This is a genomic window from Streptomyces nidicola, assembly GCF_050106155.1.
GTDB lineage: Bacteria > Actinomycetota > Actinomycetes > Streptomycetales > Streptomycetaceae > Streptomyces.
Genome location: NZ_JBNBPI010000001.1, coordinates 9,282,685 through 9,300,725, shown reverse-complemented (window position 1 = coordinate 9,300,725; position 18,041 = coordinate 9,282,685). Strand labels below are relative to the sequence as shown.

13 protein-coding genes are annotated in these 18,041 nt (G+C 71.3%); 2 read left to right on the top strand and 11 right to left on the bottom strand.

Annotated features, from left to right (window positions below; all coding sequences use genetic code 11):
- Positions 1–110 precede the first annotated feature (110 nt).
- Positions 111–1,493, top strand: coding sequence for a sugar porter family MFS transporter (locus ACOKM3_RS41900; RefSeq protein WP_426906554.1), 1,383 nt, complete (start codon positions 111–113; stop codon positions 1,491–1,493).
- Between the two features lie 9 nt (positions 1,494–1,502).
- Here the strand turns inward: ACOKM3_RS41900 and ACOKM3_RS41895 are convergent, their stop codons facing one another.
- The 9 genes from ACOKM3_RS41895 to ACOKM3_RS41855 all read right to left on the bottom strand — a co-directional run bounded on the left by ACOKM3_RS41895 (position 1,503) and on the right by ACOKM3_RS41855 (position 14,372).
- Positions 1,503–2,678: a damage-control phosphatase ARMT1 family protein gene (locus ACOKM3_RS41895; RefSeq protein ID WP_426906553.1), complete on the bottom strand. Its 1,176-nt coding sequence runs from the start codon at positions 2,676–2,678 to the stop codon at positions 1,503–1,505.
- A gap of 59 nt (positions 2,679–2,737) precedes the next feature.
- Positions 2,738–3,697, bottom strand: a complete 960-nt coding sequence (locus ACOKM3_RS41890; RefSeq protein WP_426907031.1) for a LacI family DNA-binding transcriptional regulator — start codon at positions 3,695–3,697, stop codon at positions 2,738–2,740.
- 110 nt (positions 3,698–3,807) lie between these two features.
- The gene (locus ACOKM3_RS41885; protein ID WP_426906552.1) at positions 3,808–4,737 is read right to left on the bottom strand and encodes an ROK family protein; all 930 of its coding nucleotides are present in this window, start codon (positions 4,735–4,737) and stop codon (positions 3,808–3,810) included.
- Positions 4,734–6,404, bottom strand: a complete 1,671-nt coding sequence (locus ACOKM3_RS41880; RefSeq protein WP_426906551.1) for a class I mannose-6-phosphate isomerase — start codon at positions 6,402–6,404, stop codon at positions 4,734–4,736. The genes ACOKM3_RS41885 and ACOKM3_RS41880 overlap by 4 nt, the downstream gene beginning before the upstream one ends.
- A gap of 48 nt (positions 6,405–6,452) precedes the next feature.
- Positions 6,453–9,623, bottom strand: coding sequence for a glycoside hydrolase family 38 N-terminal domain-containing protein (locus ACOKM3_RS41875; protein ID WP_426906550.1), 3,171 nt, complete (start codon positions 9,621–9,623; stop codon positions 6,453–6,455).
- 36 nt (positions 9,624–9,659) lie between these two features.
- Positions 9,660–10,472 (bottom strand): carbohydrate ABC transporter permease, encoded by an 813-nt coding sequence (locus ACOKM3_RS41870; RefSeq protein WP_426906549.1) that lies wholly within the window; start codon positions 10,470–10,472, stop codon positions 9,660–9,662.
- Positions 10,473–10,501: 29 nt separating this feature from the next.
- The gene (locus tag ACOKM3_RS41865) at positions 10,502–11,482 is read right to left on the bottom strand and encodes a carbohydrate ABC transporter permease (RefSeq protein ID WP_426906548.1); all 981 of its coding nucleotides are present in this window, start codon (positions 11,480–11,482) and stop codon (positions 10,502–10,504) included.
- Complete coding sequence (locus ACOKM3_RS41860; RefSeq protein ID WP_426906547.1) at positions 11,479–12,810, bottom strand: ABC transporter substrate-binding protein; 1,332 nt, start codon at positions 12,808–12,810, stop codon at positions 11,479–11,481. The genes ACOKM3_RS41865 and ACOKM3_RS41860 overlap by 4 nt, the downstream gene beginning before the upstream one ends.
- A 395-nt stretch (positions 12,811–13,205) precedes the next feature.
- Positions 13,206–14,372, bottom strand: a complete 1,167-nt coding sequence (locus ACOKM3_RS41855) for an aminotransferase class V-fold PLP-dependent enzyme (RefSeq protein ID WP_426906546.1) — start codon at positions 14,370–14,372, stop codon at positions 13,206–13,208.
- Between the two features lie 177 nt (positions 14,373–14,549).
- Here ACOKM3_RS41855 and ACOKM3_RS41850 point away from each other — a divergent pair, with 177 nt between their 5' ends.
- Complete coding sequence (locus ACOKM3_RS41850) at positions 14,550–15,239, top strand: FadR/GntR family transcriptional regulator (protein ID WP_426906544.1); 690 nt, start codon at positions 14,550–14,552, stop codon at positions 15,237–15,239.
- Here ACOKM3_RS41850 and ACOKM3_RS41845 read toward each other — a convergent pair.
- Positions 15,184–16,326 carry an ABC transporter ATP-binding protein gene (locus tag ACOKM3_RS41845; protein ID WP_426906543.1) on the bottom strand — a complete coding sequence of 381 codons (1,143 nt, stop codon included), beginning with the start codon at positions 16,324–16,326 and terminating at the stop codon, positions 15,184–15,186. The two genes, ACOKM3_RS41850 and ACOKM3_RS41845, sit on opposite strands and share 56 nt — an antisense overlap.
- A 16-nt stretch (positions 16,327–16,342) precedes the next feature.
- A complete protein-coding gene (locus ACOKM3_RS41840; protein ID WP_426906542.1) occupies positions 16,343–18,034 on the bottom strand; it encodes an ABC transporter permease in 1,692 nt (563 codons plus the stop codon).
- Between the last annotated feature and the right edge of the window lie 7 nt (positions 18,035–18,041).

Below are 18,041 nucleotides of genomic sequence, written 5' to 3'. Positions count from 1 at the left end.
ATTTACGTCAAGAGTGGCGACAGAAATCAAAACTGCTGGCCCGAACCCCCTTGATTTTCGTCGGAGTGTTGACGCTAATGATGCGGAGCCGACCAGCAAGGGAGCTCGTCATGCCTGCCGTCACCAGGACCTCGGTGTCCGACGCACCGAGCGCGGACGTCCGTTCACGCCGCACGCTTCTGCTCTATCTCTGCGGCGCCTTCGGCGGTCTGCTGTCCGGGTACGACATGGGGATCGTGGCGGGTGCCCAGCTGTTCCTCACCCGCGACCTGGGACTGAGCGCCTGGATGCAGGGCGCGTTCGTCAGCTCCCTGATGATCGGCGCGATCGCCGGCTGCTTCGCGGCGGGGCCCGCCACGGACCGCTGGGGGCGCCGTTCGGTCATGCTCTGCACGGCCGTGGTCTTCGGCGCGGGTGCGCTCGGCATGGCGCTGGCCACGGGGCCCTGGCTGCTCATCGCGTTCCGGGTCGTCACGGGTGTGGCCGTCGGCCTGTCCTCGTCCGTGATCCCCAGCTATCTCTCCGAGCTGGCCCCGACCGCCATTCGCGGCCGGGTGTCGACGCTCAACCAGATGATGATCGCGGTCGGCATCTTCGTGTCGTACCTCATCTCCTACCTGCTGTCCGACGCGGGCGCCTGGCGCTGGATGCTCGGGCTCGCGCTCGTGCCCGCCGCCGTGCTGTTCGCGGGGATGTGGACGCAGCCGGAGACCCCGCGCTGGCTCGTCGCGCACGGCCGCGAGGACGAGGCCCGCACGGTGCTGCTGCGCCTGCACACCGAGGAGGAGGCCGACGCCGAGCTCGCGGACATCCGCGCCGCCGCGCACGGCGCGCACGAACGCCGGGGCCACCTCCGGGAGTTGTTCGCCGACCGCCGGGTGCGGCGCGGTCTGTGCATCGCCGTCGCGATGGCGGTCGTCCAGCAGATCATCGGCTCCAACACGATCGTCTTCTACGCGCCGACGATCCTGAAGGCGGCCGGTTTCGGGGACTCCGCGGCGCTGCTCAACAGCGTCGGGCTCGGTGTCCTTTCGATCGTCACGACGTTCGTGACCGGCCGCCTGGTGGACCGGGTCGGCCGCAAGCCGTTGCTGCTCACGGGGCTCGTCCTGATGGTCGTCAGCATGAGCACGCTGTGCGCGGTGTTCTCGCTCGGTCTGTTGCACCAGACGTTCGGCCAGGTCGCGGCCGTCGCGAGCCTCGCCGTCTTCAAGGTGGCGTACTCGCTGAGCTGGGCGCCACTGCTGTGGGTGATGCTGCCGGAGCTGTTCCCGCTGCGGGTGCGCAGCGTCGGCGTGAGTGTCGGCTCGGGCACGAACTGGGCCGCGAACTTCGCCGTCTCGCTGGTCTTCCCGGTGCTGCTCACGGCCGGGGCGGGCGCCGCCTTCGCGCTCTTCGCGGGCATCTGCGTCCTCGCGTTCGCGTTCACGGCAGTGTTCATCCGGGAGACGGCGGGCCGGTCCCTGGAGACGCTGGAGCGGGCGGCGGCCTGACCCGTCACGTCACATGCGCGCCTGTACGAGCGCGTGGGCGCCGCTGACCCGCCACTTCTGGTGCGGTTCGGCGGCGTCCAGCGCGTCCCGGACGGACGCCTCCAGGCCGACGATCACGTCGCACTTGAGCGTACGGAGCGCGACGACGGGAGTGGGCCAGTACGCGACGCGCTCGGCGAACGGCGCCGTGGGCTCCCACAAACAATCCCCCACCAGGCGCCGGTAGTTCAGGTCCCCCTTGAGTACGGTCAGCGTCGTCGCGGCGAACTCGGCGCGCAGATCGTCGGGCATGTCGGCGTACGGCAGCGGCGCGCAGGAGAAGGGGTGGGCGCGGACCTCGAGCCGTCCGTCCCCCATCGCCTCCCAGATCCGCCCGCCTGCCTCGGCCGCCGCGCCGCCCGCCCGGGTGAGGCGCCGCACGCAGTCGACGACGTCGGCAGTCATCGCGTCGGACACGTAGTACGGGTACGGCTTGACCTGCACGATCACGCGTGCGGCGCGCCCGCTGTCCAGCAGGTGGTCGATGAGCAGCAGGTCGGCGAGGAGTTCCCGCCCGGCGTTGTCCGCGACGAGGCTCACCGTGGCGCCGCCGCCCTGCGGCAGTGCGGCCCAGAACGCGTCCGAGTCGTCGGCAACAAGCTGCGTGTCGACGCCCGGTTCATCGCCGTCGGCGGTGACGCGGAAGCCGAGGTCGGCGCGGTTTCCCCAGAGCGCCCCGAGGAGCAGCCCGCGCTCCCGCTCCGCCACGGACACCTCAGCCAGGCGGTCGACCGCGCCCAGCTCGGCGTCGGTCTCGGGGGTGTCGAGCTCGGCCTGCTTGAACGGCCGGAAGGGATCGACGCCCCACCATGCACCTTGCGTGAAGTAACCGACGGCGCCGAGGAGTTGACGGTAGAAGTAGCTCTCCGCCCACAGGAACGGCGCGTCGAACCACGACGCCCCGAACCATTCGCTCCCCCACGCCTCCCAGCGCTCCCGGTCGTGCGCCCCGTCACCCAGCGGCTCGATCACGCCGTCCGCCGTGTTCCGCAGGAGGGCGTCGAGGGCGCGGTGCTGCTCGGGCCCGTACGGGAACGCGGCACGCACCTTCTCGATGAGCGCGGGGTGCCGTTCGGCGAGGACGCTGCGGGCGAAGGAGCCGGGGACGTTGCCGTGGATGACGGGAGCGGTGGGGGTGTCGGGCATCGGTGGCGGGCTCCTCCGAGGTGGGACGGGCTTTTTAGCCCCTGGGGGGCCTTCCGACCCTAGCCGTAGTGGACGAGGGTCGTGGGCACCACGGCGCGCCGCGCGGCGGCCGGGGTGCCGCCCTGTCCACCGCCCGCCGCCGCGCGCTCTCCGAGCCGCGAGACGAGCAACCGCCCCGCCTCCTTGCCGAGTTCGTCGCTGTCGTACGCCGCGATGGTCAGCGGCAGGCCGAGGACGTCGGCGAGCTCGAAGTCGTCGAAACCCGCGAGCGCGGTGGGGGCTCCGGCCGCCCTGATAGCGCGGAAGGCGCCGATGGTGATGCGGTTGTTGGAGCAGAACAGCGCGGTGGGTGGCTCGGGCAGGGCCAGCAGCTCGGCGGCGGCGCGTGTCGCCTCGGCCGTCTGCTGCTGTCCGAGGCGTACGTGGTCCGGCTCGCGCTCGATGCCCGCCTCGGCGAGGGCGTCGGTGAAGCCGCGCAGGCGTTCCGTGCCCGTGTAGACGGCGGGCGGCGAGCCGAGGAAGCCGATGCGGCGGTGTCCGGCGTCGAGGAGTCTGCGGGTGACGGACCGGGCTCCGCCGTGGTCGTCGACGAGGACGCAGTCGGCGTCGAAGCCGTTCGGTGGGCGGCTCGCGACGACGACGGGCACACCGCCGGCCGCGGCGGCGGCGAGGTGGCGCTGGTCGTCGGCGGCGGGCACGACGATGATGCCGTCGACGCGGCGGGCGACCAGGTCCTCGACGAGGCCGCGTTCGCTGTCGAGGTCGTGTCCCGTGTTGCCGATGACGGTCTTCAGGCCGTGCCCGCCGACGACGGCGTCGACGCCGAGGGCGAGCCGGGAGTAGAAGGGGTTGGCGAGGTTGGTGACGACGAGTCCGACGAGTCCGGTGCCGCTGCCGAGGCGCAGGCTGCGCGCCATCTCGTTGCGCCGGTAGCCGAGTTCGGCCGCCGCCGCGCGCACCCGTTCCGCGGTGGCGGGCAGCACCTTGGGGTCGTCGCGCAGCACGCGCGAGACCGTCATGGCGCTGACCCGTGCCCGCTGCGCGACGTCCCGCACCGTCGGATGCGGGTCCTTGGCGGCGCCGGCGCCGGACGTGCCCAATGTCTCCCCCTTGCCGGTCCTGGTGGCCGCTACCAATCCGGCCCTGTGCGGTTCGTGTCCCGGGTGGCGACCGCGCGCGCCACGCCCAGCAGCGCCGCGTCGCCGGCGAGGGCGGCGGGGCGCATCGCACGAGTATGCCGCGTGGGAGGCGGCCTGCTCACGTCGGCCGCCTCGGGTGGCCAGCCGCCCTTGGCGAGCCCGGTGTGCAGCGCCGGTGCGACCAGGTCCCAGGAGCGTGCCATCGAGCCGCCGACGACGAGGGCGGTGGCCTCGAACGCGGCGAGGCGCGGGCCGAGGACGGCGCCGAGCGTCCCGAACGCCTCGTCCAGGACGCGGCGGGCGTGCCGGTCCCCGGCGCGGGCCCGCTCGGCGATGTCGCGCACGTCGACGCCCTGTTCCCCGTACCGGGCCACCAGGGCTCGGCGGGACACGGACTCCTCCAGTGGTCCGCCGTCGACGGTCGTCAGGTCCATGCGGCCCTCGGGCGGAACTCCGGGGCCCCGGTCGAGGATGCGGCCGTCGGCGAGAAAGGCGGAGCCGACCCCGGTGCCGAGGGTGATGCCCACGACGCGGGAGTGGGCGGTGGCGGCCCCCACCGCCCACTCCCCCAGCAGGAACGCGTGCGCGTCGTTGAGGAAGACCGTTCCGCCCGGCCGCCGTGCCATTCCGTCGAGCAGCGCGGCCCGCACGTCCACCCCGTAGAGCGCCTCGAACTTGCCGACGTCCGCGAAGAGTCCGATGCCGCGCGCGTAGTCGAAGGGGCCGGGCAGGGCCACGCCCCAGGTGGTTCCCGCGGGGGTGTCCAGCGCGTCGGCGCAGCGGCACACCGCGCCGAGGATGTCATCGGCGCGGGCGCCCGGGTCGAGCGGCCGGTGGGTGCGTCGCTCGACCCTGCCGTCGGCCGGTTCGACGAGGCCCGCGGTGACATGGGTGCCGCCGACCTCGATGACCGGGATCACCGGACGAGCGCCTTCACGACCCGTACGGGACCGCCGTCGGCCGCGCGCAGCCGGTACCGGCCGACGGCCGCGGGCACGGTGAGTGTCTCGGCGTAGGACAACGCGTGGGTGTCACCGGCCTCGGTGTGCAGGGTGACACCGTTGCCGTCCACCACGTTCAGTACGTGGAAGCGCCCTGCGGTGTCGTCCTGCGCCTCGGCGCCCGCGTCGAGCGCGTACCTCCTCACCTCGTAGAACATCTCGTCGAGGGCGCCGATGACCTCCTCGCGCCAGCCGTCCCCCTCGCGCAGGGTGTGCGGTTGCTGTACGAGGTCGTGGGCGACGGCCTCGCCGCGCCGTGTGGTGTCCAGGTTGGCGAAGCCGTGCTCGTACGGCAGGGGGCGGGGGTTGCCGTTGGCGTCGGGCCTGAGCCAGTCGTAGAAGCGCAGGCTGTACAGGTACGGGGTGGCGCTGATCTCCAGGACCAGATTGCCGGCGCCGCTGGCGTGCGGGGTGCCGGCCGGGATGAGGAAGAGCTGCCCCTGTTCGGCGGGGAAGGCGTGGACGTGGTCCTCGACCTCCATGGGTGTGCCCTGGCCTGCCGCCGCCTCGACCTGCTTGCGGAAAGCGTCGACGTCGGCGTCCTCGCGCAGGCCGAGGAAGACCTTGGTGTCGGGGCTGCCGATGGTCATGTAGTACGTCTCGTGCTGGGTGTAGGACCAGCCGAACTTCTCGCGCATGTAGGCGGCTTGGGGGTGGCAGTGCAGCGAGAGGTTGCCGCCCCCGACGGTGTCGAGGTAGTCGAAGCGGATCGGGAACGAGGTGCCGAAGCGGGCGTGCGGCTCCTCGCCGAGCACGCTGTCCGGCTCCAGTGCGCACATCAGCTGGAACGGCACCTCGACCTGCGCCTCGGGGCCGGTCCCGACGAGAATGCCCGCCTCGGGTGCGATGAGTTCGTAGCCGAGCGCCGTGTTGCGGGATCCGGGGTTGAAGCCGAGTTCGTTCTGCGCCCAATGCCCGCCCCAGGGCGTCGAGTTGAAGAACGGCCGGGTGCGCACCGGTGTGCGGGCCAGGGCGGCGCAGGTGGCGCGCAGGCCGGGGCCGTCGAGCCATGTCGGGTTGTCGGGGTCCTGGAGGTCGAGCCAGCCGTCGATGCGGGTGGCGATGGTGTCGCGGTGCCGGTCGAGCATGGGCCAGTCGGTGTAGAACAGCCGCCGCAGGTCCGGCTTCTCGCCCGGAAGGCCGAGGTTCGCGCCTGGGGTGCCCGCGACCGTGGCCGCCTCCGCGTGCCGCTTGGGTACGTCGGCGTACCAGAGCAGGTCGTGTGCGACGAGGGCGGCGCCCGGCCCGTACACGACGAGAAGTCTCCCGGCTGGGACCTCGGGTGCCGGCACCGTGTCGAAGAGGTCGTCGAGCGGGTTCTCCGCGAGCTTGCGGAAGTAGGGGTCGTCCGCGCCCTCCGGGTGTCCGACGCGGGCGCGGATCTCGGCGGGTGGTGCGTAGTGGTCCCGTACGTCGAGCAGTGTCGCGCCCGACAGGTGTGCGGCGAGCGCGTCCCAGTCGACGGACGGCGGCCCATCGATCGCCAATACCGCAGGTTTCGACGGGAGTTGAGCCGCCACCCGCTCCCAGCCGGCTGCGAGGACGGCGTCGGGAGCGGGGGCGTAACGCGGGTCGTGCCGGTACACAGAGTCTCCTTTACGCAGCGGTGCGCCGTGTCGGCGTCACCAACGCCGTCAACGTCGGAAGAGCACCGAGATGGTGCCGAGGGCGGGCACGTCGACGGTGACCTCGCCTCCCTCCAGGGCGAGTTCGTCCCCTGCCCGGCCGTGATAGTCCGCGAGCCGCGCCGAGGCGACGGGGAAGAGTGCTCGCACCGGGCAGGCGACGGGTTCCTCGGCGAAGGACTGGAGGCGCAGCAGCACGGCTCCCTCGGCGTCCGGCATGGTGGCGCCGACGAGTCGTACGCGCGGGTCGCCGACGGTCGCGAAGGCCAACCGGTCGGCGGCGTCCGCGCTGACGGCGCCGCGGGCCCGCACCGCGTGCAGTGGACGCGAGGTGCCGGCGGCGGTGCGCGGGCCGAGTCCCGCGACGTCGGCGCCTGTGGCGCAGGAGAGCGAGTACCGGAAGGTGAACTCGAAGGCCTGCTCGCTAGGGAAGTTGGTGTCCCACAGGTTGTTGTGGATCCACGAATAGACGGTGGCGGGTTCGTCGTGGTCCATCGTCTTCGGGAAGGGCGCGTACGGGAGCGCGATGTTGCCGAACTGGACGAGCGGCGCGTCCTGCGTGGCCCAGCCGACGGCGAGGTCGTCCTCCTGGAGCGTGATCCAACGGCGCACCGCGCGCATGTGCAGGGCGGAGCCGGGGACCACGGGGAGGTCGGTTCCGGTCGCGCCGCCCGAGGCCTCCATCCGCACGGTGGGCGTCTCGAAGGCGAAGGGGAACGCGAAGTAGGCGCTCTCCTTGCCGAGGGTGGCGTCCTTGTCGACCTGGTTCTCGATGTCGAGGCGGCCGATGCCGTGCGGCAGAGTGAGCGTGGTGCGCACGCGGTTGGCGCCCGGCGGGCGGGTCTCGTACGTGAGGGTCTCTGCGGTGGCCGTGGTCCGGCGGGCGATGAGTGCGGCGGGCGGGGCGACGGAGCGGTTGCCGAGATGTTCCAGGCGGTCGGAGGCCGTCGTGCGGCTGGAGTTGTGGTTGAAGCCTCCGGACGTGGTGTAGCTGTCGTGGATGTAGGCGTTGAAGCCGGTGATGGCGTCGGCGCGGACGAGTTCGCGGCCGGTCGCCCTGTCGATGACGGAGGCGATGCAGGCGCGGGCCAGGTCGACGCGGACGGCGAGGTGCTCGTTCTCCAGGAGCAGCGGGTCGGTGTGGGCGTGGGCCGCGGCGGCGGTGTCGGCCGGGTTCTCGCGCTCGCTGCCGCCGGTGGGGTTCCAGCCGGTGGCGGTCTTGACGGCGGTCGTCCCCTGCGTGGCGCCGCCCGCGGTGTCGGCGGCGCGGATGTCGACGCGGACGGAGCCGGCGGCCGGTACGTCGTCGACGCGGACGAGGAGGAAGCGGCCCGCGTCGCGGTGCTCCTCGTTGACCTGCGGCCGCTCCTCGTGGGTCAACTCGGCGCCGGTGCGGGCGTCGTGGACGGTCACGGCCTGTTCGAGCGGCACGCTGGATTCCGGGAGGAAGAGCTCGGCGACCTCGGTGCGTGGCCAGGAGCAGGTGTTCACCACGTGGTACGCGGCCGGGGTGTCGGCGGGCCGGGCGAGGCGCTGGCCGAGGCGGGCGTTCGCACGGTTGAGGAGGGACTGTCCGTCGTCGCGGGCGCGCACCGCCTGGCCGTACTTCCAGTGCCACTGCTGCTCGCCGGAGTGACTGTGGTCGTGCCCGTGTGTCCAGGGGTCGCCCGCGCCCCAGGTGTGTTCGTCGAAGAGGGACACCGCTTCGTACACACCCGCCGAGTCACGTGTGTCGTCGGCCGCCCCTTCCGCGCCGAGCACGCCCGCGAACGTGCCGAGGGTCTGCGCGTCGGCGACGACGGACTGGGCGGTGCGGGCCATCGACAGCGGGTGGGCCCCGGAGCCGACGCCGTCGACCCACCAGTCCGTCCAGTCGCCCTCGAAGGTCTGGATCTCGTCGCCCAGCCGGGCTTCGGCGTCGGTGAAGAAGTCCTCGTTGCGGGACAGGCGCAGCTGCGGGTAGGCCCAGGTCTCGTTCCAGCGGCGCACGGTGTCGGCGATGATGCGGCGCGGCGGCGCGTTGTCGCCGAACTTGCCCTGGACGCGCAGGTGCAGGACGTCCCACGGGTAGGGCTCGCGCTTGATCTCCCGCTCGTCCATGGCCCAGCCGAAGACACCACCGCGGTACGGGTAGGGGTTGGAGGCGAGTGATGTCAGGTAGGCGGGCAGCAGGTCGTCGACGGAGGCGTAGTCGGTGTCGAAGCCGAGCAGCGGGCCCTCCATGTACGCGAGCCCGTGCGGGGTGTCGGTCATCCAGACGAGCACGCTGTTGCCGCTGGGCGCCTGCCAGCGGAACAGGCGCGGCAGCTTCTCGCCTCCGACCAGGTGGGGCACGGAGCGTCCGGCCCAATTGTGCGCCACCGAAAGATACTTGACCCCTGCGGCGCTCAGCGCGTCGACCATGCCGACGACATGGCCGGGTACGTCGGTCTGCATCGCCGAGGTGAAGTCGACGCCGCGTTCGTCGCGCACCTGGTGGGCGAGGCGCAGCAGTTCGTGCAGCTCGTCGGTGGAGCAGGTCTCGCTGTGCAGGTTGAACGGCAGCGCGGTCAGCTCGATGCGGCCCTCCTGCACGCGCCGTACGAACTCCTTGACCTGTTCGGCGGGGCGGGCGTCGGCCCACTGCTGGAAGGAGAGCAACGACTCGACACACCAACGGAACTGGGACTCGGGTTCCCAGTCGTCGGTGGCCTGCGTCAGTTCCAGGCAGGAGTCGAGGAACGAGAGGTGTTCCGCGAGGACGCGGCCCTGCGGGTCGGTGTAGCCGATGTCGAGGTGCGAGTGGTGGACGAGGTGGATGGTCCACTCGCGCTGCGGGGTGAGGGTGACGTCGATGCCGTCGCTTCCCGTAGAGGCGACGGTGACGCGCTGCGCGGTGTCGACGGCGGGCAGCAGGAGGCGTACGGAACCGTTCGGCCCGGCGATACGCTCGGCGGACAGCGGCGCCCCGGACTCGGTACGGACGACGAGTTCGGTGGGGATCACGCCCCCGTTCACGGCTTCCACGCGCAACGACTGAAGCAGTCCGCCGTCCTCCGCGCGGCGCATCAGCGGCTCGACGGTGAGCCGCAACGAGCCGCCGGACAGGCTGCCTTCGGCGCTCACGACGGAGCCGCGCAGGCTCTCCCGGATGCGGTCGTTGTCCCAATCGGCGGTGCGGACGAGGGCCCGTGTGGTCATGCGTTCTTCTCCAACTCTGGGTGCGGTGGGGGGTGTTCAGCGGGCGGCGGCGGTGACACCGCGCAGGAACAGGCCGCGGAACGTCAGGAAGACGACGAGGGTGGGCAGGGAGACGATCAGCGCGCCGGCCAGGATGACGGGCGGACCCGACGAGGCGTAGGCGTTGTTGAGGCTGGTGAGGGCGGCCATCACCGGCTGGACGTCGGGGCTGCGGCTGAGCGTGATGCCGAACAGCAGGTCGTTCCAGACGGCGGTGAACTGGAAGATGAACGCGGCCGCCAGGCTGGAGCCCATCAGCGGCACATGGATGCGCCAGAAGATCCGCCGGAACGAGGCACCGTCGATCATCGCGGCCTCGGTGACCTCGGGCGGCATCGTGGTCATCTGGTTGCGGATGAGGAAGAAGGCGAACGGGATCGACCACGCGACGTAGATGAGCATGAGGCCGAGCCGGGTGTCGTAGAGGTTGCCGTCGGCGTACATGCCGAACAGGGGGGCGAGGAACATCTGCAAGGGGAAGAGGGTCCCCGAGTAGATGAGCCAGAACCAGAACGCGGGCCTCGGGATGGGCAGCACCACCACGGCAAACGCCGCCATCGCGGCGACGAGCACGGCGGCCGCGCCGCACACCACCGCGTACATCAGGGAGCCGAGGAAGCTCTCGCCGATGCCCGCTTCGTTCCAGGCGGTCACGAGGTTGTCCCACAGCGCGAAGCCGTTCGGCGTCCAGTCCGCGTTGCCGCTGTACGAGCCGACGGGTGTCAGCGCGTTCACGACCAGCAGGTACAGAGGGACCAGCCAGAGCACCACGCAGCCGGCGACGAAGACATTGCGGAAGGTCTTTCCCACGGGTGTCACTCCTTGTCGGACGGCTCGGGTCAGCGCGGGGACGTCTCGGGCAGCTGCCTGCGCAGATACAGCCACGAGGAGGCGACGACGATGACGGACAGGACGAGGGCGATCGCGGAGCCGTAGCCGATGTGGAAGAGCCGGAACGCCTCGCGGTACATGGTCAGTGCGAGGGTCTCGGAGGAGCGGGCCGGGCCGCCCTGGGTGAGGACCCAGATCATGTCGAAGGCCTTGAGGCTGTTGACGATGGCCATGCCGACCACCACCACGGTCACGGACCGCAGTTGGGGCAGCGTGATGTGCCGGAACATCCGCCAGCCCCGCGCCCCGTCCAGCTCTGCGGCCTCGATGGTCTCGCGCGGGATGGCGCGCAGGCCGATGGCGAAGAGGACCACGTTGAGTCCCGTGGCCTGCCAGGTGCTGGCCACGATCATGGAGAGGGTGTTCTGCGGCCACTCCAGGAGCCATGGCTGGGCGAGGGAGCCGAGGCCGATGGCGTCGAGGACCTGGTTGAGGGAGCCCTCGGAGGTGAGGATGAACTTCCACAGCACGGCGGTCGCGGCGCCCGAGACCGCGTACGGCAGCACGATGACGGACTGTGCGATCAGCCCGAAGCGCATGCGGTGTGTGGCCACGGCGATGGCGAGTCCCGCGAGGACCGGGAGCAGCAGGGTGCCCGCCACCCACATCAGGGTGTTGAGCAGCGAGCGGCCGAAGATGGGGTCGTCGGCGAGCCGCGTGAAGTTGTCGAGGCCGGTGTAGTGGCTGGTGAAGCCGTTGTCCTCGAAGAAGCTGCCGTAGATGCTGCGCAGGAACGGGTACACGAGGAGTACGCCGACGAACAGCAGGGCGGGCAGCGCCCACGGGACCCCGGAGAGCGGGCCACCGAGCCGGCCCGTGCCCTTCTGGCGGCCACTCGCCTGGTGGGGTGTGCGGGTGGGGATCCGGCGGCGGGGTGGTGTCACCTTGGTGGCTTCGACGGGTGCCGTCGTACGCACGGTCTCGGTCATGCCTTCTCCGCCTCCCGCCACACCGGCCATGCCTCGTCGGCGCGGCCCTGCATCGTGCGCAGCACCGACCGGTACGAGGAGGGGTTGATCAGGGCGGCGGCGAGGTCGTCGACCGTGGATTCGACGAGTTCGGGCGGGCCCAGCTCCCAGAAGCGGTTGAGCTTGCGGGCCTTCGTCTCGCGGACGGTCCGGGTGACACCGTCGATCGTGACGTTCGCGGGTGGGACGACGGGGTTGGGGCAGCCGTCCTGCAGGGCGTGCGAGAAGGCCTTCATGACCTGGGGGTGTGTCCACGCGCCCGCGGCCCGCAGCGCCTCCGCGCGGTCGGGTCCGCGGACCGTGCACACCAGCGCGCTGGTCTCGAAGACCACGGCGGGGCGGACGCGGGTGTTCTGCATCGGCAGCACGAACGCGTCGACGTTCTTGCCGGGTTTGCCGCCGACCCCGGCGAAGGTCCCGCCGAGCCAGGACCCGCAGGCCACCATGCCGACCTTGCCGTGCACGACACGCGCGGCGGCCGTGGAGTGGTCCATGTCCAGTGACGTGAACCAGTGCTTGTCGGCGAAGGACCCGATGGTGCGCATGGCCTGTTGGGCGGGCTCGTCGGTGTAGCGGGCGCGCCCGTTCATCAGGTCCTCGTAGAACTGCGGGTTCTGCCGGGTGAGGATCTCTTGGAACCAGATGAACGCGGGCCACCGGCCGGCCGTCGTCGCGTGCAGCGGGGTGATGCCCGCGCGCTTGAGGCGGTCGGCGGTGTGCATGAAGTCGTCCCAGGTCTCCGGCTTCTTCAGGCCGTTGTCCCGGAAGACCTCCGGGTTGTAGAAGAAGACGTAGTAGGCGAGGTTCATCGGCAGCCCGTAGACACGGCCGCGGTAACTGAGCGCGGGCCGCAGCGCCGGGTCGGCCCAGCCCTTGCGGACGGCGCCCGCCCAGTGGTCCGACAGATCCTCGATGCCGCCGGTGCGGGCGAGGTCCTGGAGCCGGTAACCGGACCAGTACTTGAGCATGTCCGGTGTCTTGTTGGTGCGCAGCGAGGACTTGACGACCTGCTCGAAGGACTCCAGGGACGGGATGACCTCGGGCACGAGCGTGATGCCGTCGACCTTGCGCATCGCCTGCCCCGCCGCCTTGAGCGGCGGTGCCCACGTCTGGTTGTCCCCGTGCAGGGCCACCTTGCCGGGAGGCTGCCCGGAGGCGGTGCCGCACGCCGTGAGGAGCGGCGCCGACGCGGTGGCCACGGCGCCGGCTGCGGCCGCCCGCAGCAGGGCGCGTCTGCCGGGCCTCGCGGCCGGAAGAGCTGGACCGATGGACGGCTGACGGCCTGTCATGGGGCGGCTCCCTCAGGCGGACTCAAGATCGTGTTATCGATAACACGCGATGCCGGGAGCATGGCGCGTGCGCGAGCGGGGCGTCAATGGGCGCGGCAGGGCGAATGTTTGGGTGGGCGTGTGACGTGGGGTTCTCGCGCGAAGTGACGGGGTGTCGGCGGCGGTGGCGGTGGCGCATGGTCATCCCGCGCAAAGCGAGGGGTGTCGGCGAAGGCGCGTGGCCGTCACGCGAAAAGCGGCGGGGCGTCGGCGACGGCGCGTGATCGTCCCACGCCCACGCAAGGCGACCGGGAGTCGGCAATACGCGGCCGCCCGCAGCCGCGCACGTCCGCCGAGCATGCCGATTCCGCGGCACACACCAGGGTTGGTGCGATGCCGCGGGTCGGGGACGTGAGTTACGAGGTGGTCGCGGCCAGCGCCATTGGGAGTTGGTCGGCCAAGTAGGCGTAGTCCTTGCGGTCGTTGTAGAGGTGTGCGGACAGGCGGAGGAAGCCGCGGCCGTTCCAGGTCGTGATGGCCGTCTCGCAGCCGATCGTGTCGGCGAGGTGGCGTCCCAGCGCGTGCGCGGCGTCCTGGTCCGATGCCGCGCCGTCGGGCAGGGGGACGAGGCGCATGGCCGGGGCGGGGCTGCCGCCGACCGGGGCCGTGTCCACGCCCAGGGCGTCCGCGAGCAACTGCTGGGCCTCCCCCGCCAGTTCGGACATTTGCCGGCGTGCGGCGTCCCAGCCGAACCGCTCCTCGATGAAGTCCAGGGAGCGCGGCGCCGCGAGCCAGGGGGCGAGGTCCACCGTGCCCTGCTGGTCGAAGCGCTCGGGGAACGGGTAGGGAGCGCCCCAGGAGTCGGTCAACGGGTGCAGACGCTGCGCCCGGTCTCCGCGTGCCACGAGGGCAGCCGTACCGCGGGGCGCGCAGGGCCACTTGTGCAGGTTGCCCACCCAGAAGTCGGCCTCGCCCGCGTCGGCGAGGGGGTCGGCGAGCATACCCGGCGCGTGCGCCCCGTCGACGAGCACGAGGGCTCCTGCCGCGTGGGCGTGCGCCGCGATGTCGGCGACGGGGAACAGGCGGGCGGTGGCCGAGGTGATCTGGTCGACGACCACAAGGGAGGTGGGTGAGGCGGTGTCGCCGAGGGCCTCGGCGAAGAGCGCGGCGATCTGCGCGGAGGTCGCGTCGAGCGGGATGTGCAGGGTCCGTACATGCGCGCCCGCCCGCTCCGCGGCCCGCGTCACTCCCATGGTGACGGCGCCGTAGGAGTGGTCCGTCAGCAACACCTCGCTGCCGGGCGGGAGTTCGAGGGAGCCCAGCACTGTACTGATACCGGCGCTGGCGTTGGGCACGAGCGCGAGGGTGTCCGGGGCGACGCGCAGATAGCGGGCGATCTCGGTGCGGGCCCGCGCCACGCGCTCCGGGAGCCCGCGGAACCACCGGCACGGGTTGCTCTCCATCTCCGCGCGCAGCGCTCGCAGCTCGTCGAGGGTGACACGGGGCACGGCACCGAAGGAGCCGTGGTTGAGGTGGCGTACGTCGGGGTCGAGCGCCCAGGCGTCGAGGGGGTGGGAAGACATGTCACTCCGCGAGTCATCCGATGACTGTGGTCCGATCGTGTCGTACTCGCAGGACCGTAGGCGGTAAATTGCTTGCTGAACAGGGGTGGTTGGGAATTCTGGGAATCATCCCCAGCGCATGCTGCAGGATTCATCGGATGACTCCTCGGACGACACGAGGACAAAGGGGGCAGGACCATGACGGCCACCGATACGGCGGCAGCGGGGCTGCGGGCGATGATCGCGAGCGGTGAACTGGCTCCGGGCGCGCGGCTGCCGCCGGAGCCCGACCTGTGCGCCCGCCTCGGGGTGTCACGCGGCTCGCTGCGCGAGGCGGTGCGCTCGCTCGCGGCGCTCGGGATGCTCGAACCCCGGCACGGCGCCGGCACGTTCGTCTCCGCGCTGCGTCCGGCGCACATGCTGGCGGGCTTCGCCGCGATGGTCGACGTACTCCCCCTCGACGGCCTCCTGGAACTCTTCGACACCCGCCGCGCCGTGGAGTGCCAGGCGGCCGCGCTGGCGGCGGCCCGCGCCGACGAGAAGGTGATCGCGCGGCTGCGGGAGCTTCAAGCGCGCCTGAGCGCCACCGAGGACGAGCAGGAACTCCACGACCTGGACCACGAGTTCCACACCACTATCTGCTCGGCCTCCGGCAACGAGACCCTGGCCGCGCTCGCCGGCGTCCTGCGCTCCCGGGGCCGCCACTACAACGTGTACGGCTCCGCGCAGGGCACGGCGGTCCGCGCCGCGAGCGACCAGGGCCACGAGGCGCTCATCGACGCGCTGGCCGCCCACGACCCCACCGCGGCGGCAGCGGCGACGGGCGCGCACCTCACCCGGACGGAGAGGTGGCTGCGGCAGCTGCGCCCTGCGCCGGAACCGGGCTGACGGGGCGGTCGAGCGGGACGAGGCAGCCGCCGAGTGCGCGAAGCCCGACCGTGTCCCCGGGGAGGGCCGTCAGCGGCGCGCGATGGGCGACCAGGCAGCGGGTGCCGTCGGCGAGCCGGACCGTACTGGTTCGCCCCCTGCCGTGGTACGTGGTGCGCTCCAGGGTGCCCTCCCAGTGGCACTCGGCGTGCCCGGGCTCGACCACGGTCAGGTCCTCCGGGCGCAGGGCCAGTTGGCAGGGCGCGTGGTCGAGCTCGCCTGCGTGCTCCGCGATCTCGGCGAGTGGCCGGGCGGACGGCAGGTCGGGCACGAAGCCCGTCGGGGTGCGGCGGCCCGCGATCAGCGTGACCTGGCCGACGAAGGACGCCACGAACGACGTCGCGGGACGTTCGTAGATGTCGGACGGCGAACCGACCTGTTCGATGCGGCCGTTGTTCATGACCGCGACGACGTCGGACATCTCCAGCGCCTCCTCCTGGTCATGAGTGACGTACACGGCGGTGATCCCGGCCTCGCGTTGCAGGGTGAGCAGTTCGTGGCGCATGTCGACGCGCATCTTCGCGTCGAGGTTGGACAGCGGCTCGTCGAGCAGCAGGACGGTCGGGCGCAGCGCCAACGCCCTTGCCATCGCGACGCGTTGCTGCTGGCCGCCGGAGAGCTGGCCGGGGAAGGCGTCGGCGCGCTGGGCGAGGCCGACCTGGTCGAGGGTCTCGTGCACGCGGCGGGCGATCTCGGCCTTGGGCAGCTTGCGGAGCTTCAGGCCGTACGCGACGTTCTCGCTCACCCTCATCTGCGGCCACAGCGCGTAGTTCTGGAACACGAATCCGACATCGCGCTTCCATGGCGGGACGTTCGCCACGTCGCGGTCCCCGAAGCTCACCGAACCGCTGGTCGCCGTCTCGAACCCGGCGAGGATGCGCAGCAGCGTCGTCTTGCCGCAGCCCGAGGGGCCCAGCAGGGTGGTGAAGGACCCGGCGGGGACGGACAGGTCGATGCCGTCCAGCGCCAGGTGTTTGGGGAACTGCTTGCGGACACCGGAGATGGTGACGCCCACGGAGGCGGCGGAAGCGGGCAGGTCTGTGGCCATGTTGGGTGGAGTCCCGTCACGAGGTTCTGAGGTCGGAGAAGCGGCGCCGGACGAAGTACAGGGGCACGTAGACGCTGACCATCAGGACGACGGTCATCGCGGAGGCGACGCCGAACGGGCTGCCGGGCTGCACCGCGTTGTTGAAGATCACGACGGTCATCGTGACGAAGGGGACCGCGTAGACCATGATCGTGGCGCTCAGTTCGGTGATCATCTGGAGGAACGCGACGGTGCCGCCGGACACCACGGCGGGCCGGATCGCGGGGAGCGTCGCCTGCCGGAACGCCCGCAGGGGCTTGGCGCCGACGCTGACCGCGGCTTCTTCGAGGGCCGGGTGCACCTGGGTCATGGCGGCCTCGACCGACTTCATGAAGTACGGCAGGCGTCGGGTCAGATACGCGAGCACGATGATGGTCGCCGTCCCGGTGAGGATGAGCGGCGCGCTGTTGAAGCTGAGGATGAGGCCGATCGCGAGGACGGTGCCCGGCAGGATGTACGGGATCATCACCATGATGTTGAGCGCCGGGGCGAGGACCCGGTAGCGGCGGCGCACCGTGATGTAGGCGGTGAGGACGCCGACGAGGATGCACAGCACGCAGCCGATGCCGGCGAGGACGAAGCTGGTGAGGATCGTTCCCAGGTCCTCGGCGAACAGCTGCCGGTAGTTGGCGAGGGCGGGCGTCCAGGTCAGGATGCCGGTCTGCCAGGTCAGGAAGCTGGTCCCGATGACGACGAGGTGGGGCACGAAGGAGATGAAGAAGACGAAGCAGAGCCAGCCCGTCATGAGGACCTTCTGGGCTCGGCCGACCGGCTGCAGCGGCCGGGTGCGCACGCCCACCGAGGCGTAGGTCCTGCGCCGCAGCGCCCACTGCTGCACGGCGAGGGTGGCTCCGGCGACGGTGAGCATGACCAGGCTCGCGGAGGAGGCGAGGGCGGGGTTGGTGCTGACCTCGCTCAGGAACTCGTTGTAGACCTGCACCGGGAGCATGCGGTAGCCGCCGCCGATGATGAGCGGGGTGCCGAAGTCCGCGAAGATCTTCATCGCGGCCGTGTAGAAGCCGGTGACGAGGGCCGGAACGGCGAGCGGCAGGATGATGCGCAGCCGGGTGCGCCACGGGTTGCTGCCCACGCTCGCGGCGGCCTCGTCGAGGCTCGGGTCGATGGACCGGAAGGTGTCGTAGGCGATCAGGAACGTCATGGACTGGGTGGCCCAGATGGTCACCCAGATGATGCCGCCCGGCCCGATGATGGTGTCGAACGGCAGCGGGACGACGTCCGTGAGGATGCCTCCGCGCCCCAGCAGCATGACCCAGGCGTAGGCGCCGAGGAACGGCGGCGAGACGGTCGCCATCGTCGCGAGGGTGAGAAAGAGGCCCCGTCGCGGCAGGTCGTACTGGGCGAGCAGATACGCCGCCGGGATCCCGACCAGGCAGGACAGCAGCCCGGCGACGAAGGACACCAGCACCGAGTGCCACAGGGCTTCGGTGAAGCGGGCGGTGGTGAAGAACTCAGCGAAGTGCGCGAGGGTCGCTCCGCCGTGGCCGTCACTGAACGCCGCTGTGACGATGCGCAGTTGGGGCAGCACGATGATGGCGAGCAGCAGCAGGGTGAGCAGTACGGCGATGAGGACCCAGACGCCGGGCCGTCTGCGGGGCCGCCGGACAGCGGTACGTGTCTGCGTCTCGCGCGGGATGTCGGTCGTGACCATGGGACGT

Coding starts and splice junctions, on each gene's coding strand:
- ACOKM3_RS41900 (WP_426906554.1), top strand. CDS start 111: ATGCCTGCCGTCACCAGGACCTCGGTGTCCGACGCACCGAGCGCGGAC.
- ACOKM3_RS41895 (WP_426906553.1), bottom strand. CDS start 2,678: ATGCCCGACACCCCCACCGCTCCCGTCATCCACGGCAACGTCCCCGGC.
- ACOKM3_RS41890 (WP_426907031.1), bottom strand. CDS start 3,697: ATGACGGTCTCGCGCGTGCTGCGCGACGACCCCAAGGTGCTGCCCGCC.
- ACOKM3_RS41875 (WP_426906550.1), bottom strand. CDS start 9,623: ATGACCACACGGGCCCTCGTCCGCACCGCCGATTGGGACAACGACCGC.
- ACOKM3_RS41865 (WP_426906548.1), bottom strand. CDS start 11,482: ATGACCGAGACCGTGCGTACGACGGCACCCGTCGAAGCCACCAAGGTG.
- ACOKM3_RS41860 (WP_426906547.1), bottom strand. CDS start 12,810: ATGACAGGCCGTCAGCCGTCCATCGGTCCAGCTCTTCCGGCCGCGAGG.
- ACOKM3_RS41855 (WP_426906546.1), bottom strand. CDS start 14,372: ATGTCTTCCCACCCCCTCGACGCCTGGGCGCTCGACCCCGACGTACGC.
- ACOKM3_RS41850 (WP_426906544.1), top strand. CDS start 14,550: ATGACGGCCACCGATACGGCGGCAGCGGGGCTGCGGGCGATGATCGCG.
- ACOKM3_RS41845 (WP_426906543.1), bottom strand. CDS start 16,326: ATGGCCACAGACCTGCCCGCTTCCGCCGCCTCCGTGGGCGTCACCATC.
- ACOKM3_RS41840 (WP_426906542.1), bottom strand. CDS start 18,034: ATGGTCACGACCGACATCCCGCGCGAGACGCAGACACGTACCGCTGTC.